Source organism: Bradyrhizobium sp. WSM1253 (genome assembly GCF_000244935.1).
In the GTDB taxonomy this organism is placed as follows: Bacteria; Pseudomonadota; Alphaproteobacteria; order Rhizobiales; family Xanthobacteraceae; genus Bradyrhizobium; species Bradyrhizobium canariense.
Map to the genome: position 1 here is coordinate 6,941,886 of NZ_JH600073.1, position 14,349 is coordinate 6,956,234.

At 60.9% G+C, this 14,349-nt stretch carries 11 protein-coding genes and 2 pseudogenes; 8 read left to right on the plus strand and 5 right to left on the minus strand.

What is annotated here, in order from left to right:
* The first annotated feature begins 585 nt into the window (after positions 1-585).
* Positions 586-867, plus strand: coding sequence for a hypothetical protein (locus BRA1253DRAFT_RS33720; protein WP_245286026.1), 282 nt, complete (start codon positions 586-588; stop codon positions 865-867).
* Between the two features lie 400 nt (positions 868-1,267).
* Positions 1,268-1,468, plus strand: a complete 201-nt coding sequence (locus BRA1253DRAFT_RS33725; RefSeq protein ID WP_007601715.1) for a cold-shock protein — start codon at positions 1,268-1,270, stop codon at positions 1,466-1,468.
* A gap of 104 nt (positions 1,469-1,572) precedes the next feature.
* Here BRA1253DRAFT_RS33725 and BRA1253DRAFT_RS33730 read toward each other — a convergent pair whose 3' ends face one another.
* Positions 1,573-1,785, minus strand: a complete 213-nt coding sequence (locus tag BRA1253DRAFT_RS33730) for a hypothetical protein (RefSeq protein ID WP_007601716.1) — start codon at positions 1,783-1,785, stop codon at positions 1,573-1,575.
* Positions 1,786-3,369: 1,584 nt separating this feature from the next.
* Between BRA1253DRAFT_RS33730 and BRA1253DRAFT_RS33735 the strand changes: the two are divergent.
* Positions 3,370-3,606, plus strand: a pseudogene (locus BRA1253DRAFT_RS33735) (DDE-type integrase/transposase/recombinase); the annotation flags it as partial.
* 468 nt (positions 3,607-4,074) lie between these two features.
* Here BRA1253DRAFT_RS33735 and BRA1253DRAFT_RS33745 read toward each other — a convergent pair.
* Positions 4,075-4,332, minus strand: coding sequence for a hypothetical protein (locus BRA1253DRAFT_RS33745; RefSeq protein WP_007601718.1), 258 nt, complete (start codon positions 4,330-4,332; stop codon positions 4,075-4,077).
* Positions 4,333-5,070: 738 nt separating this feature from the next.
* Positions 5,071-7,560: an EAL domain-containing protein gene (locus BRA1253DRAFT_RS33755; RefSeq protein WP_007601719.1), complete on the minus strand. Its 2,490-nt coding sequence runs from the start codon at positions 7,558-7,560 to the stop codon at positions 5,071-5,073.
* Between the two features lie 370 nt (positions 7,561-7,930).
* Between BRA1253DRAFT_RS33755 and BRA1253DRAFT_RS33760 the strand changes: the two genes are divergently transcribed.
* On the plus strand, positions 7,931-8,734 hold the full coding sequence (locus BRA1253DRAFT_RS33760; protein ID WP_007601720.1) for a substrate-binding domain-containing protein: 804 nt from the start codon (positions 7,931-7,933) through the stop codon (positions 8,732-8,734).
* 30 nt (positions 8,735-8,764) lie between these two features.
* Here BRA1253DRAFT_RS33760 and BRA1253DRAFT_RS33765 read toward each other — a convergent pair whose 3' ends face one another.
* Together BRA1253DRAFT_RS33765 and BRA1253DRAFT_RS33770 are read right to left on the minus strand one after the other, a co-directional pair.
* The gene (locus BRA1253DRAFT_RS33765) at positions 8,765-9,775 is read right to left on the minus strand and encodes a 2Fe-2S iron-sulfur cluster-binding protein (RefSeq protein WP_007601721.1); all 1,011 of its coding nucleotides are present in this window, start codon (positions 9,773-9,775) and stop codon (positions 8,765-8,767) included.
* Between the two features lie 147 nt (positions 9,776-9,922).
* Entirely contained in the window at positions 9,923-11,629 is a 1,707-nt protein-coding gene (locus BRA1253DRAFT_RS33770) for an ethylbenzene dehydrogenase-related protein (RefSeq protein ID WP_245286027.1), read from the minus strand.
* 404 nt (positions 11,630-12,033) lie between these two features.
* Here BRA1253DRAFT_RS33770 and BRA1253DRAFT_RS45650 point away from each other — a divergent pair.
* From BRA1253DRAFT_RS45650 to BRA1253DRAFT_RS42275, 4 genes and pseudogenes are all read left to right on the plus strand, one after another.
* Positions 12,034-12,165, plus strand: a pseudogene (locus BRA1253DRAFT_RS45650) (SOS response-associated peptidase); the annotation flags it as partial.
* Complete coding sequence (locus BRA1253DRAFT_RS33775; protein WP_007601725.1) at positions 12,162-12,422, plus strand: hypothetical protein; 261 nt, start codon at positions 12,162-12,164, stop codon at positions 12,420-12,422. The pseudogene BRA1253DRAFT_RS45650 and the gene BRA1253DRAFT_RS33775, both read left to right, overlap by 4 nt.
* Positions 12,423-13,478: 1,056 nt before the next feature.
* Positions 13,479-13,700, plus strand: a complete 222-nt coding sequence (locus tag BRA1253DRAFT_RS33780; RefSeq protein WP_007601727.1) for a hypothetical protein — start codon at positions 13,479-13,481, stop codon at positions 13,698-13,700.
* 17 nt (positions 13,701-13,717) lie between these two features.
* The gene (locus BRA1253DRAFT_RS42275) at positions 13,718-14,140 is read left to right on the plus strand and encodes a hypothetical protein (protein ID WP_007601728.1); all 423 of its coding nucleotides are present in this window, start codon (positions 13,718-13,720) and stop codon (positions 14,138-14,140) included.
* Positions 14,141-14,349 lie beyond the last annotated feature (209 nt).

The following is a 14,349-nucleotide window of genomic DNA, read 5'->3' on the forward strand; positions in this document are numbered from 1 at the left end:
CAAGCCGTCGCCAGATCAGGTTCACAAGGGCTGTGAGTGCATTTAGCCGCTCGAGGCGGACTTCAGCGCGGGTGCAAAGCGTTCGGAGAATGTTGCGGCCTTGCCATCCCGGGCTGCAGAAAGGGCCGCCGAGATAATCGTTGAACACCCCACGAATGCGATCGGCAGTAAGGCCGCACCGAAAATAGTTTCCGCATATTACCCTCCTCGAGAGGACGTCAATGCCGTTCAGTTTTGGAGGGCGTTGTTTCAGCGTCATTCCGTGTGAGGCTCGAAACGGTTTCGTGCACGCGGTCGTGACGCAAGCTGGAGTTACGGCGGCAGGACCTGCGTTGTGCGCCGCGCAACAACATATGCTCCGAAAAGACCGATGGCGGAGAGACGGCCCCGGCTTCAGGGTTGGCTCTGGAGGTACGCCGGGGCCGCACCGCCAGCTTGGGCAAGCTAGCGAGACAGCAACGGCGCCGTGAGGACACGGGTTCCTCGCCGCGCAGGTCAGGCGAGGTTTAATTGGCACAATGTAATCCGCCGCGCTTTATTTTCGTTTCTACCCTGCGGCAAGCCACAATGCCTCTGACACTGCGGATGATCGGCCTGGATGATTACGCGGTTCACGAGGACCGGCAGCTAGTCGGGCGCATCCGCTACGCCAACGAACGCTCCCCGGGGTTCTGGTTGTGGACGTGCATCGTGACGCTTCCCGGTCCGTCGTTCGGGGAAGCTGGCTCGCTCGATGAAGCGAAGGGGCGATTCATGGTCGCATGGGAGAATTTCAAGGCGAAGCATACGGCGGAAGAGTTGGGGAAGGCCTTCGCTGAGATGAACCGCGCCAACCGACAAGACCATTATCTGCGCTCAGTGCGTTAGCGCGTCGCATTTGATTGCAACAAAATTCGCCGGTTCACACTGACGGCCATTTCCAAGCCGACGAGTTCGTCCCGACTGTGTACGCGCCCAGCAGTGAGATTGCCCCGGCTTCAAGGGGGACTTTTGGGTGGCCGGAGCCGCTCCGCCAGCTCCGCGGGGAGTCGGCAAGATTCTCAAGCTCCCTATTGAGGTGTTCGTTCCCTGCTGGTCCATCGTTGGAAATTCACGGGAGGCGCCGGTTCACGTTGGCTGCCTTCCTCATGTGGGCAACATGACGCCTGTCCCAGTATAAGCGGTTATGCATCCAACTCGCATTTTAAACTAAGTCCTAAGTTGGCGGGCTTTTCGTTTTTATCAGCATCTGTCATGTTGCCACGGTCATTTTTCAGGAGAAACGCGCGTGGCAACAGGTATTGTGAAGTGGTTCAACGCGACCAAAGGCTATGGCTTCATTCAGCCCGACGACGGCGGGAAGGACGTCTTTGTCCACATATCAGCAGTGGAGAAGGCTGGCTTCAGTGGTTTGGCAGAAGGTGCAAAGGTGAGCTACGAGATCGTGAGCGATCGGGGCAAGCAGTCCGCAGGTAATCTGAGACTGTAGGCGTGGCTGGGACAGGGCCCGCCGGTTCGCGCCGGCGGGCCGGGCGCGTTGATCACGTGTATCGAAATTGAGTACACGCTTTGGTGCTGCGATCTTCGGCGCTTTCACCGCTCCAGTTCCTTGATGGCGTCCTTTAGCAGTTCGAGAAGCCGGATTTCACATGCCCCCATGACGAACTGATCGGCGTCGTCAGGCACGACAATCTGCCCCTGCACGTGTCCATCATGGGAGTGCATGATGAAGTCTCGGGCCTTGCACGCTTCGTTGCGGACGTTCGTTATCGCCTCAAGCGGACCCCATTCAATTCTGACAGCCATTGCTAACCCTCGTCTTAGGGGAAGGCGCGTGAGCTACTGCGGGTCATGAGAGTTGAGGAGCGGCAAAGCCGGCAGATCGATCGGCTCGCCTGGAGGTCGATCAACTCTGTTCGCTTTCTTTCCGCTGACGAGGACACCAATATAGCCGGCGCCCAGCAGCAGGGCCCACTGCGATCATCAGCCAGTGCGGGAATGCCAAGGACATGGTCGCTGGCCTCAAAAAGCGCTCACGGGCGCCGGTAGGACAAACCTATTCAACCATTTCGTGATTGAAGAAGTCAAATATTTAATTTATTTAATATATGCATTAACTATTTAATTGTGAAATATTAAGAGCGCGGGGTGCACGATGCCCTCGATAGAGTCTATGCACTTCAGCAGCACAGGGCCTTCCGACCAGCACCCCTATGATCGCGAGCCGGGCGCGCCTCCTGCGTGGCGTCCTTCGGCAAGAGGGCCAATCGACGCCGAGCCCGAGGCCGCAAATGACACCGCGGGCGAATGGCCTCTGCTACCGTTTCCTGATGGCTCGTGCGCCACCTGCTGAGCTGTGGCGCGGCGTCTCCACGCGCCATCGGAGTGACGGCCCCGGCTTGAGGGAGTTTGGGTACGCCGGGGCCGCTCCGCCAGCTTGGGCGAGCTAGCGCGAATTAAATATCCGCGCGCCTTTCTGTTCCTTCAAAGCGTCAACCCGTGGCTCACGTCTCTGCCGGCTGTGTGCAATGGCGCGAAAGGGCTTCGCCTTGCAATTGTGCCGATCGTCTGGTGTAATGCTCAGATTGTCGAGATGTTTTTGCGGTCTTATTATTTTGAGGTCGTGATGAGTATTTCTGATCGTATCCCCTATGCCGCTATCGCCTTGCATCAACGTGTCGCCTTTCTAGAACATCAGATTGCAGAATTGGGCGTGTTGCGACACCGATTAATGCAAGCTGAGTTGCGACGCTACCGGTTAAGGTCGAGCCGGCGAGCTTCCGAAAAATCGCACACTCGCCGTCACGGTAGATAACCTTCCGCCCTCAACCGACAAAGAGTTGCCGGCTCCCGCTTGTAAGCCCAGGCTATGGGAACACGTGAGTCGGGGGATTCATGGAACGGAAGCCGTTTGAGAGCATGTCGGTTGAAGAGCTGTGGCAACTCCACACAGTCGTTAATGACATTCTTGCCGTGAGGCTCGTGGCCAAGAAGCAAGAGCTGGAGCGACGGCTTGGCCTGCTCAGCCGAGAAGACAAGACTCCTCGCAGCTAAGCATTGAGAGAGAGATATAAGGAAGGTGCCCCTCAGTTGCGCCTTTCTGCCGGCGGATTCTTTTTTGTCGACGGATGAAGAGGCAAAAGATCGAGCAGAGAAATTCTAGATGCTCATCGGCCCGTCTCAGCAGCCCGATTTATTGTGATATGGCAGCCAACATCAGAGCGGCTTTGAGGCGAATTTCGTCCCGTGTAGCCCGCCAGGAAGGCTGCACCGAAGGTCTCGCCTTCGCCCTACTCCGCAGGAGAGGTGACGCCCTGCGCTATGAGCGGCGGCAACCGGCCGCAACCTTCGCTGTGGATCCAATGACGACAGATGCAGTCGGCTCACTGAGAGGACGCGCCCAATCAGCTGTGGCAGATTGAGTTCAACGGCCACATGCCCCTTGCCAGCGGGAGGCGTTGTCATCCACTGACCATGGTCGACGATCACTCGCGCTATGCTGTGTGTCTGAAGGCATGCGTCAACGAGCAGCGTTCCGCCGTGCGGGGACATCTGACCGATACCTTTCGCCGCAACGGCCTGCCGGAGACCTTCTACATCGACAATGGCTCCCCCTGGGGCGATACGTCCGGTGTTCGCTGCAGAGCGGGCTCGCTGTCGTTCAAACCGGCATTGGTCAGGCCGCCCCCGATATAGCTTGTCGCGTCGCACGGATGCGCATGCACGATGGGCCGGCGGTCGGCGGCAGTGCCGACGCTCGGTCCTCGTGCTGCGGATTCAGGTGCGGATCTCCTAGGCACGGGGCCGACTATCTGCGGGACGGCGCGAGAGACGGCCCCGGCTTCAGGGGGCTTTTGGGTCGGCCGGGGCCGCTCCGCCAGCTCAGGGCGGCGAGCCAGCAAATCTTCAAGCAACATCCCGTGCGGGGGCTTCTAAGGAGCGCGGTGCAACCCAAATTCCTAGCAGTCGTCGTCCAGGCATGACATGATGATCCATATTTGCGTTTCGGAGGGAAAGCCCGATGCGCCTTGTTTTGCCTTATCTCGGGATTTGTCTTTGCGCGTCACTCGCGGCGTGGTTGTCCTTCACGCTGCTCTATTGACCGAGCAAATCATCGCCAGGTGTCAGCAGTCGCACGTAGGTACCGCTCTCGTGCAGGTCGAGCCAGCCGCGTTCGACGGCATACTTGATGCCGGCACCGAACTCTGTGCCGCTTCTCTTGAGCATGTAGAGGAAAGGAGCCGCTTCTATTTTTTTTAGGAGCAATCCCATCTCTCGCGCCATCCGCTTCACCGATCCGGTATGCCGCCCGAGGACTGCCGCAATTTCCGACGCGGCGCGCCGACGTGCCATCGCGGCAAGCCTCTTTCGCTCTCGGTCCACTGCTTTGGCTTGGATGATTTCATTTCGAGATCATCCGGCTGGCTCGACGAAATCGATATTGGGAAATTTCCGGGTGGCAACCCTTGACGGCTTGGTGCAGGCCGGAGTCTGATCACCGGCATGGGGCGACATCAGCACGACATCAACGATCTCGCGCGCATGGAGCGCATCTGCCTGGATTTGGCGGAGGAGAGCAGGGTGCCCAGAGAGGCCGGCGCATTGCGCGAGATGGCGGAAAACTACGGTCGAGAGGCTGCGAAACTGATCGTGGCTAGGACCGTAGATTGCCCGCGACGGGAACGAAAAAAACGAGCGATTTCAGCAAGGTTGACAAGACACCCCTGGTCCCGAACGCGCCGAGGCGTCCAGCGCTTTGCCGACAACCTCAGGGTTGCTGCAGGGGTAATTTTGTCGGCACTGATAAGCTTTGGGCGCAAAGCTTATCAGTTGGAGACACTACGCTAAGCCGATGCGTCAAGGCGGCAGTTACGGTGACGATCACCTCGCGGCCGGCAACTCCTGCGTAAGCTAGCTGAATATCGCGCTGAGCGCTCTAGCGCGGATCGATGTCGGGCTTCGTAGGCGGATCGGAGGTTGTCGCGACCGACTTGGAAGTTCGTCGTGCGGGGACTTTACTCCAGCCGGTCGCGTGAACGCAACGCGGCACCTCGTGAGCGGGCCGTTTGGGCCGGCATCGTCGCCGACGCCTCAGCGGATCATGGTCTTCCGCTCCGCTCCGTCTCGCCTGGGTACCACTTCGAACGCCGAAGCCAAACGGCGCGGCTGGAGCAGGACAGCGAACTCTTCGAGCGGTAAGGGCCGAGAAAAAAGATAACCTTGCGCCATGGTCGCGCCGTTTTCGGCCGCGAACTGAAGGTCTTCGGCCGTTTCAACGCCTTCGACGACCGTTTCGAACCCCAATTCGTCCGCAAGTCCGAGCGCCAGACGAAGGATCGTCTGCTTTTCGCGGTCGTCGGCGACACCCGTTACGAGCGTACGATCGAGCTTCACGGCGTCGAAGGGGAGCCTCGCCATCGTCGAAAGATTCGAATAGCCGGCTCCGAAATCGTCCATTGCGAACCGTATGCCCAATTGCCTGAGCAGGCTTATTCTCTCGCGCACGACGTCAGGATTGCGCATCGCGACCGACTCTGTGATCTCGATCTCGAGCTTTGGCGGCGGGAAGTCGGCCTCGCGAACGGCCGTGATGATATCCCTGATGAACAGCGGGTCTTCGATTTCCGTCGCTGCGACATTTACGGCGAGCACGAGATTCGAGCCGGCTCGGATCAAGCCCCCGATTTCGGCGAGCGCGCGCCTCAGCACGAAGCGGTCGATCTCCATGATGAGGCCGATCTCTTCCGCGATCTTGATGAAGCGCGCAGGAGGAATGTCGCCCTCCTTCGGGTGATGCCAGCGCGCCAGCGCCTCCACCCCTAGGATGCGTCCATCCCTGCAGGACACCTTGGGCTGGTAATGGACGACGAGCTCTTCATTGCGGATCGCCAAAGCGAGGTCGGTTTCGAGCGCATGGCGCGCACGCGCGATCTCTGCGAGATCCGGAGTGAAGAACGCGCAGGTATTGCGTCCCGAACTCTTCGCGACGTACATCGCAAGGTCGGCACGGATCAGGAGATCGTCATAGGTTGTGCCGTGGGTAGGACAGATCGCAATGCCGATGCTGACGCCGATGGTCGCATGGTTGCTCTGGAGCTTGAAGGAAACCTGCAGCGTCTCGATCATCTCGCGGGCACTGAGGCTCGCGGCTGCGACCGTCTTCATACCAGCGATGATGGCGACGAACTCGTCGCCCCCGACCCGGGCGAGCAGACATTTGCCGGCAGCGCCTTTGGACGTCAGCAAATTGCTCAAGCGCTCGGCCACCATCCTGAGCAGTTCGTCGCCAGCCTTGTGCCCGAAAGTGTCGTTGATGGATTTGAAGCCATCCAGGTCGAGGAAGAACAGCGCTGCGCCCTCTTCCGCGTCGATGAGCGCCGGCGCATCGATGCGCATCTTCTCCCGATTGGGAATGCGGCTCACCGTGTCGTAGAAAGCGAGCTGACGAATTCTTCGCGTGCTGGCCCGCAAATGCGTCAGCATTTGCTCGAATGCGAGGCCAAGGCCGCGGACCTCGCCGAGGCCCGTTGCGCGGAATTGAACGTCGAGATTGCCACCCGCGATTTCCTGGGCGGTCTTGGCCAGCGCTGAAAGTCCTTTCGTGAGGTGCCTCACGGCGGCCAATAGCGCGACGACCAAGGCACCGAGCGCCAGCGCCGCGGATGCCAGGAACTGCCACATCAGCGAACGCGTGTGGGATGCGCCGATCTGGAACATCTGATCGCGTGTCGTCGTCACCAGCGATGCGCTCGCAAACGTGCACACCTTGAGCGTCGCCTCGTAATCGACACAGCGCGCGACGTAGTTGCCGTCATCCGAGCGCTGCAGCCCGGCCAAACGCGTCCTGGCGCCGCTGAATCTCGCCCCTTGAGGCCCCGCGGAAGACACGATCTCGCTGTCACCCGTGATAATGACCACGCCGGCATTGGCCAGCGAAGTGAAGTTCTCGAGAGTCCGTTCCGTGCGGCCGAGCGGTCGGATCGCGGCAAGCGCGCCGACGAGGTCGCCAAAGTCGTCAAACACGGGCTCGATCGCGGTGTGCGCGATGGTTTGGCGCTGCGGCAGTCCGAGCGCCGACAACTCACCCAATTTGAGCTCATAAGTGCCTTCCTCACCCTGCGGGTGCGAGCGGCTATTGTCCTTGAGGATCGGGTTGAGATTGATAGAGAGAGCGGTACCTTCGAACGCCTGGTTCAGCGCGAGTAGGTCGAGGGACGTGTTGGCGCCGATCACGCGACCGCTTCCGTCGAAGGCGATCAGCCTTTCGAAGCCGGAGGTCGAAGCTACGATGCTGAGCAGCTCGCGGATGGTCACATCGTTGTTCGAGGCGACGGCCTTGGCGACATCGGCGCGCTGAGCGATCTGACGCAGGCGAGATGCGGTTTCTGCGCCTAGGGCCTCGATTCGCGCTCGCGCCAACTGCGCCTCGCCGTCGAGGCGATGAGCGAGCTGGTCTTCCGAGAGTTCACCCAGTGCCGCAGCCTGGTGCCTCAGTTGCTGCTGCAGGCGTAGCGCCGTCGAGCCACCGATGAGGCCGAGCCCGAGGACGCCGGTCGCGAGCACGACGGCAACAAGGCGCATGGCGATAGACGAGGGGACGCCCGGAATTCCGGACGCAACGGCCCAACGACGCCAGCGGGGTGGCGCCCTCGACGCCTTTTCCGAATCCGTATCAATCGCCGCCACCGCCAGCACCCTGAACTTGCGGGGCCGGTCAATGTCGCTCGCTGAGGCCCCTGAGCGTGTTCCAGGGCGACATTAGGCGAGCGAAGCATTCAACATCGTCTATTTATCGGCTATTTGTGGTTGAGTAATTAACAATCGGTTTTTCGAAACCATCAAATTTTGCGCTTCTGTCCGCCACACTGATTCCGAATGGACGGCGTTGCGACAACAGATGGTTTAGGTTTCTTTGCGAGATTGCGCACCTCGTGGTTCGAAGGGGTCTGCCATGGCATTTTCGAAGATAACGGCGGCAATTCTGGGCCTCTGCCTTGCGGGGGTGAATGCCGCTGGCGCCGAAACACCCAGGCTCGACATCGTCGGGACTGGAGATGGCATCGATGTCCTGCGCGTCATCGCGACGAGCTTCATGCAGCAGGAAGGATCGGCACGGATCGAGGTCCCGCCGAGCATCGGTTCTGGCGGAGGCATCGCGGCCGTGGGGTCCGGCAAGGCGATCTTGGGGCGCGTCGCACGCCGCCTGACCGACGCCGAAGCGGCTTCCGGCATCGTCTACAAGGCGATCGCCCGCCTGCCATCGGCTTTCATCGTCCATCCCGCCTGTGGGGTGAGTGCCGTTACAAGCGATCAGCTCACTGCGATCTATTCGGGCCGCCTCGCGAATTGGAAGGAGCTGGGCGGCGCCGATTTGCGCATCCGCGTCGTGCGGCGCGAGGACCAGGACAGCACTCTCACCGTACTGCGGGCCAGCATGCCCGGCTGGCATGATCTCGAGATCACCGAGAAATCGAAGACGGCGACCACCACACAGGAAGCGATCGAGACGGTTCGCGATGTTCAAGGCGCGATCGGCTTCGGCCCGTTCTCGCGGCCGTTGGAACAAGGGCTCACAGTGCTTCGCGTGGATGGTCACTACCCGACCGACGCGGACTATCCCTCGAGCGTGGTGCTGGCGCTGATCTATTTGAGGACGTTGCAGGATCCGGACGCCTTGGCCTTTCTACGCTTTGCCGATACGCAGAAGGCGGCCGACCTCATCACCAGCCTCGGTAGTCTACCCGTCAAGCCGTGAGCCGCCGGCGCTGCTGAGCTCCGCGCCGGCTCACAGACCGGGGCGATGAGGCTGCTCCCGGCTTCGCCATAGACGGGTGACCTTGTCCATCAGCGATGAGGTTTGCGAGCTCGGCAGGAAGGGATCGGCGTAGCATTGCGCATTGGCCGAGCGCGCCTTGTTCTTCACGGTATCGACGAGACCAACGGGGCCGGCGACGTAGACCGTATCCTCCAGCCCGAGCAAGGGGAGGTAGTGCGACGGGCGCCCGGGCCTGATCGGCAGGGTGGATCCGATCTCCGTCGTCGCAATGACGTCGCGGACACCGTCGTCGATCAGCCACTGCAACGAGGGAAGCATATAGAGGTTATCGGCATCCCGGCTGCCGGCGACGACCACCATCTCGCGGTTGCGCTGGGTCGAGCGCGCCGAGCGGGCCAGCGCCCAGATCGGGGCCCAGCCTGCTCCGCCGGCGACCAGCACGAGCGGCCCCTGGCCCTGTCGCAGATAGGCTTGTCCGAACGGGCCTTGCACATGCGCCGCATGGCCGGGCCTGATGGCCTTGCCGAACTGCCCCGACACGGTGCCGTCAGGCTGGCGCCGGATGTGGAAGACGAGTTCGGCTTGCTTGAAGGAACCATCGAGTCTGAAGGTCGGGCTGAACTCGCGCGCAGGATAGCCGGAAAACTTGACGCGCACATATTGGCCCGGCCGAAACTCGAGGGGCGCTGAGGTCGTCAGCACGACTTCGGCGATCTCTGGCGAGAGCTCGTTGATCTCGGTCACGGCGCACGCCCGCTTCATCGGCAGCGGCAATTCTTCGAATTCGATCTCTGCATCGCCAACGACCGCGGCCTGGCAGGCGAGCACAGTACGGCCGTGGCCCGAGCCGCCGTCATCGACCGAACCCGACACTACCGTCACCCGGCAGCTCTGGCATTGTCCCGATCTGCAGTCGTGCGGAATCAGGATCGAGCCGCCGAGCGCCGCATCGATCAGGCTTTCGCCGGAGCGGGCTTCGACGAGCTTGCCGTTGAGGACGAGCCGACAATGCCTCGTCATCGCGAGGCCTCCGGGCGCCGCGAATTTCCGCGAGCGGACCGCTGCTCGCCGCGCCAGAATGCGATGCGAGGATGAGGGCGAAGCCATGCTTCAGCGCAGCGACGCCGTGGTGCCCTCCGGTTGAGCTCGCGGCCGCCCGTGAGGTGGCTATTTCTCCGTGACGACAAGCACCGGGCGGTTATGGGTCGCATGCCGCGTCTGTGCATGGTCGAAAACAGCGACCCACATGTAGAGATCGCGGGCTGGCACGAAGGCCTTGTCATATCTGCCATCGCTTTTCATGTTGCGCGTCAGCTCGAGCGTCCAATGTCCGTTGCTCCATTTTGAAACGCCGGTGACATTGGCCCGCTCTCCTTCGGTGTCGCCGGCAATAATCACGCCAGGCAAGATCGTGCCAACGGGAATCCTCGCGTCGGCCTCTGGAGCGTAGGGTTCGCTCTCCCGGTCGAACATGTACCAGCGGCCGTTTTCGTCGTCGCTGCTGTCGGGATTGAGATCGAATTTGCCGAGCGCTGCGACCTGCGCCGTCCAGTCCTTGGGAAGCCGCAGAACCGTCACGGGCCCCTTGTCGTCCCTGTGGATGAACTTGAAATTATACGAATAAAGAGAGCGACCTGGCTTGTTCCAATAGCCGCCTTGGTAGCGGGCATCATAATTTTGCTCGTCCAGGGTCGGGGCGTAGGGCGGGCCGATATATTGGCTATCGACACGGCCGAGCATGCCCCCGCGCGACGCCTTCCACTGCCACATGTCTATGTAGCTGCCATCCGTCGTGAAGTGGAAGCCCCGGCCGTTGATCGGCATCGGTTTGCCGGGCAGCGGGTTGGCGCCGAGATCCGTCGCGCCTGCGCCGCCGAGCGATGGGTTATCCGAGAAAATGATCGCCAGTTTGTCCTCGTAGAAGTCGACGGCGTCTTGCAGGCCCGCACGCTCGTCGAGGACGTGCCAGCCGTCCTCTTTCTTGATGATCGGAATGCGGCGCAGGGAGCGGGTGGGATCTTCCCAGCGGAAGGCGAAATAGATCTTCTGCCCGTCGTGCAGAGCGCGCACCTCCACGAGCGATTCGCCCGATCCGCTGAGATTGGCACCCTGCTGGGCGCGGATGAAGACCGGGCGCGCGCGCGACCAGGCGGGATCGCCCATGGCGCCATCCAGCTTGGGCGCGTCGCTCACACGCGCGATGACGAGCGTATCGCGCGTCGCCCAGTCGAGCCCGGCGACGCCGCACGCGATTGCCACCCCGATTGCCGCGGCAACGAGAAGAGGCCGCGGCCGCACGGCCTTCGTGATCGCGAGCGGGGTGGGCCGAAACACGCGGAAAATCTGCAGCCACCCGCCATAGAGATAATGCGCGGCGACATGCGCGAAGATATAGACGAGCGAGACGAAGGCGGCGGTCGAGTGGAGATAAGCCCACCAGCCGCCATAGCCGAGATACATCATGACGCCCGTCGTCGTGAGGAAGATCACGAGCGCATAGACGAACCAGTGCAGGATGACGTTGACGGCTCCCCATTTGAGGCGAGCCGGAGCGCGTATCGCGAGAATCCGCGTCTTCTTGGGGCTGTTGCGCTCGACGAGGCCGCTGCGCGCGAGGTAGGCGACGTAGGCCGACCCGCAGAAGAAGACGGCGAGTCCGGCGAGCAAATGCCAGGAGAGGATCTCGCCCTGCGGCAGGACGGGAGCGAGCCATTTCGAGAAGGGGGCGTGCAGCGCGTCCGCTGCGATGCGTAGGCCGGTAACGAGGCTGACGACGAACGCGAGGGCGGTCGCCCAATGGAGCGTTATCGTCCCGACATCCGTGCGTGGCGGGCCTTCGTGAGGCTTTGTTTGACCGAGGCTTCTCTCGGTCAAGGCGTCCGCGTCCGTTCGAGCGGTGTCATTTTTCATTGCGTAAAGCTTACCCTGGTCAACCGGCAGAGCCACAGCGTCCGCTTCTCGCTCTCCCGGAAAAGCGGACAGCTGCGAATAAACTACCTCCGCGATATCATAAGCAAGTTGTCAAGTCTGGCGAGATCGCTCTTTTGGCGACAATTCGTCGCCAGTTGGCCGTCCTCTGGACATTCGAGAAGGCGCGAGCATCGCGAGGTCCGTGGGATTTCTGGCGGGCAGTTTTGCTCCCCCTTGGGGACACCCTGCTGGCGAAGGCAATCAGGCGAAGCATTGGGGATTTGGCGAGATGGACGTGGTCGCCGAAGCAGCCAAGACGGCGGGTGGCTAGACCATGTCCATCATAGCCTCGGCAGAAACCGTTGACCTACACCAAGCCAGACGGAGAGACGTGGATGACCGCGACATGGGATGAAGCCAAGGGCCTACAGCGTCCTCTTGCAGACGGTGCGCTGCGAATCGTGGCACGAGGGGTGAAAGAGGATCGAACTGCTGCATGAAACACACAGAGGCACGTCCCTACGCACGAGAACTCCTTGAACTCGCCGCAGGCGTGCAGCCGATCAACGACCGCATCCACATCGAGAAGATCAATTATCCCTTCCTCTATACACTCAAAGGAAAAGGTACCGGGTTCGGCGCCGGCATCAGGTGCGCTGTTGAAAAGGGTTGGCTCGAGCTGCACGAAAGTGGGACTTACGTGCGGCTGCTGACGGCTGTCGAACGGGCTGCTCAGTCAATAGATCAGCGTGAATGACAACCACGTCGCCAGTGACGCGCAGAGACCAATTCCGAGATAAGGCAATGCAAGGCGCATCGGGCTTTCCCTCCGAAACGCAATTAAGAATCATCATGTCATGCTTGGACGACGACTGCTAGGAATCTTTGGGTGCAGTCCGCGCGCCTTAGGACCCGGCGCCCGTGGAAAGTTTAATTTCGCTGGTTCGATTGAGCCGGCGGAGCGGCCCCGGCATTAACACCGGCGCCCAAGCCGGGGGCGGCAATGCCCACACATCACTCACGGGCGTTATGCTCAGGATGTAGAGGCCCTCATCCAAGGGTAACAAAGCGAGTTCACGAGCGCGGAAGAAAGTTGTCGATGTGACGATCCCGTCCGCTCTACCAACACGCTTTCGGCGCGATACCAACGGCCCTACCAAAAAAGTCACCGGATGGAGACCCCGGAGGGAGCAGCGCCTTGGCTTCGGCGTTTGCCTGCTCAACCATGCCGACTGTGACGCGCCGTCTCTTTCGGTCGAGGGATGAGTGTTGGCCGCGCGGCAACGCCCGATAGCGCTGCCCACCAACTAAGTCAGGTTCGCGCTCCTATCGCTAACCAAGGCGACCCGATATCTTCTCGGGGTGATTAAGTTTTGATCGACTTTTGAACCCTGCAAATTTAACCGCGCTTCCGGTGGGGAGCTTTGTTCATGCAAATCGATTTGAGGTCCGCCGAGCGCAGCCCGGCGAGGGATGCTGAGGTGGAGGACTGCCCCTCCGATATTACAACTGCGAGTAAACCCGCCGCGCGAAAGACAACGCCGAAAACACGCACTGGCCGCTCATTCCATTTCCTGACGGTTGGTACGCGACGTCGTGAAACGGTCGAGATCGGCGCCTTACGCGTTGGCGCGGGTCGGGTCGCGGCGGATCGACCGCGCCGATCCGTGCCGGCGTTAGTGGCGGTGATCAGGTATTTGTGGAGTTCGAGCGTCGCCAGAAGAACTGCCAGTCATGCCGAGCTTAGGAACACTTTTTGGTGCCGCGAGGTTTCCTTCCTCATCAGAGGCCTAGCATTGCGGAGTTCTCTTCCATGGATACCCAGATCGTGATGGACCACACAGGCGAAAGCAGACATTTCTTTGAACAAACTGATCCGAAGGGGCTCGCCGAGGCTGAACGGCGATTTAAGCAGCTCACCAATCAGGGGTTTACTGCCGCGACGCGAAAGGCGGGCAGTGAACTGAAGGTCACACGGTCGTTTGATCCCACCGCGGAAGAGACGCTATTCTATCCGCGTCTCGTCGGCGGCTAAGCTATCGCGATGCGACGATGTTTCTGTCCAGACGCAGCGACGCTAACAATACGCGCTTCCGCGCCCTCCGTGAGCTTTATCGGAGCTTCACCGAGCAAAATGGCCCGGAAGCGCGTTCGCGGCGTCTGCTGCGGGATTGGTTATCTCCAGAGCAGCGCGCGCAATTCGATGCCAACAACTATTTCGAAGTCACCGGTTCTCACACCGGCAGACGATATCGAGTTCAATATGGTACCCTGAGCAATGTTGTAGAGCTCGACGCATCAGGGCAGCCCGCGATCGGCTGGTGTTTCGTTCCCGAACGTCCTCTGGCGGCTGGCGATGTGATGCTCGCCCAGAAGATCGCGCTCGAAACCGACGAAGCCGCAGTGCTCGCGCTTGCCCACCGGTTTTCTCTGAGACTGCCGTCTCTGCCCCGAGTAGTGCGGCGTGCTTACTAGGTCGCCCAAGGATCTAGGGATGCACCGCCAGCGCCTGGTGGTCGACCTGAAGGCCTGGGAGGGCTTCGATTGCAGGCTGGCGATTGCCCAGATAGAGCAGGACATCGCGGCGATAGACACGGGCTGGAGGCGCTTTCGGGGTCTGAAGCCAGTTAGGCTAACGGGCCAACCCGGTGGCGGCGAGTGCGCAAGGAGGACAAGTGCTGCGA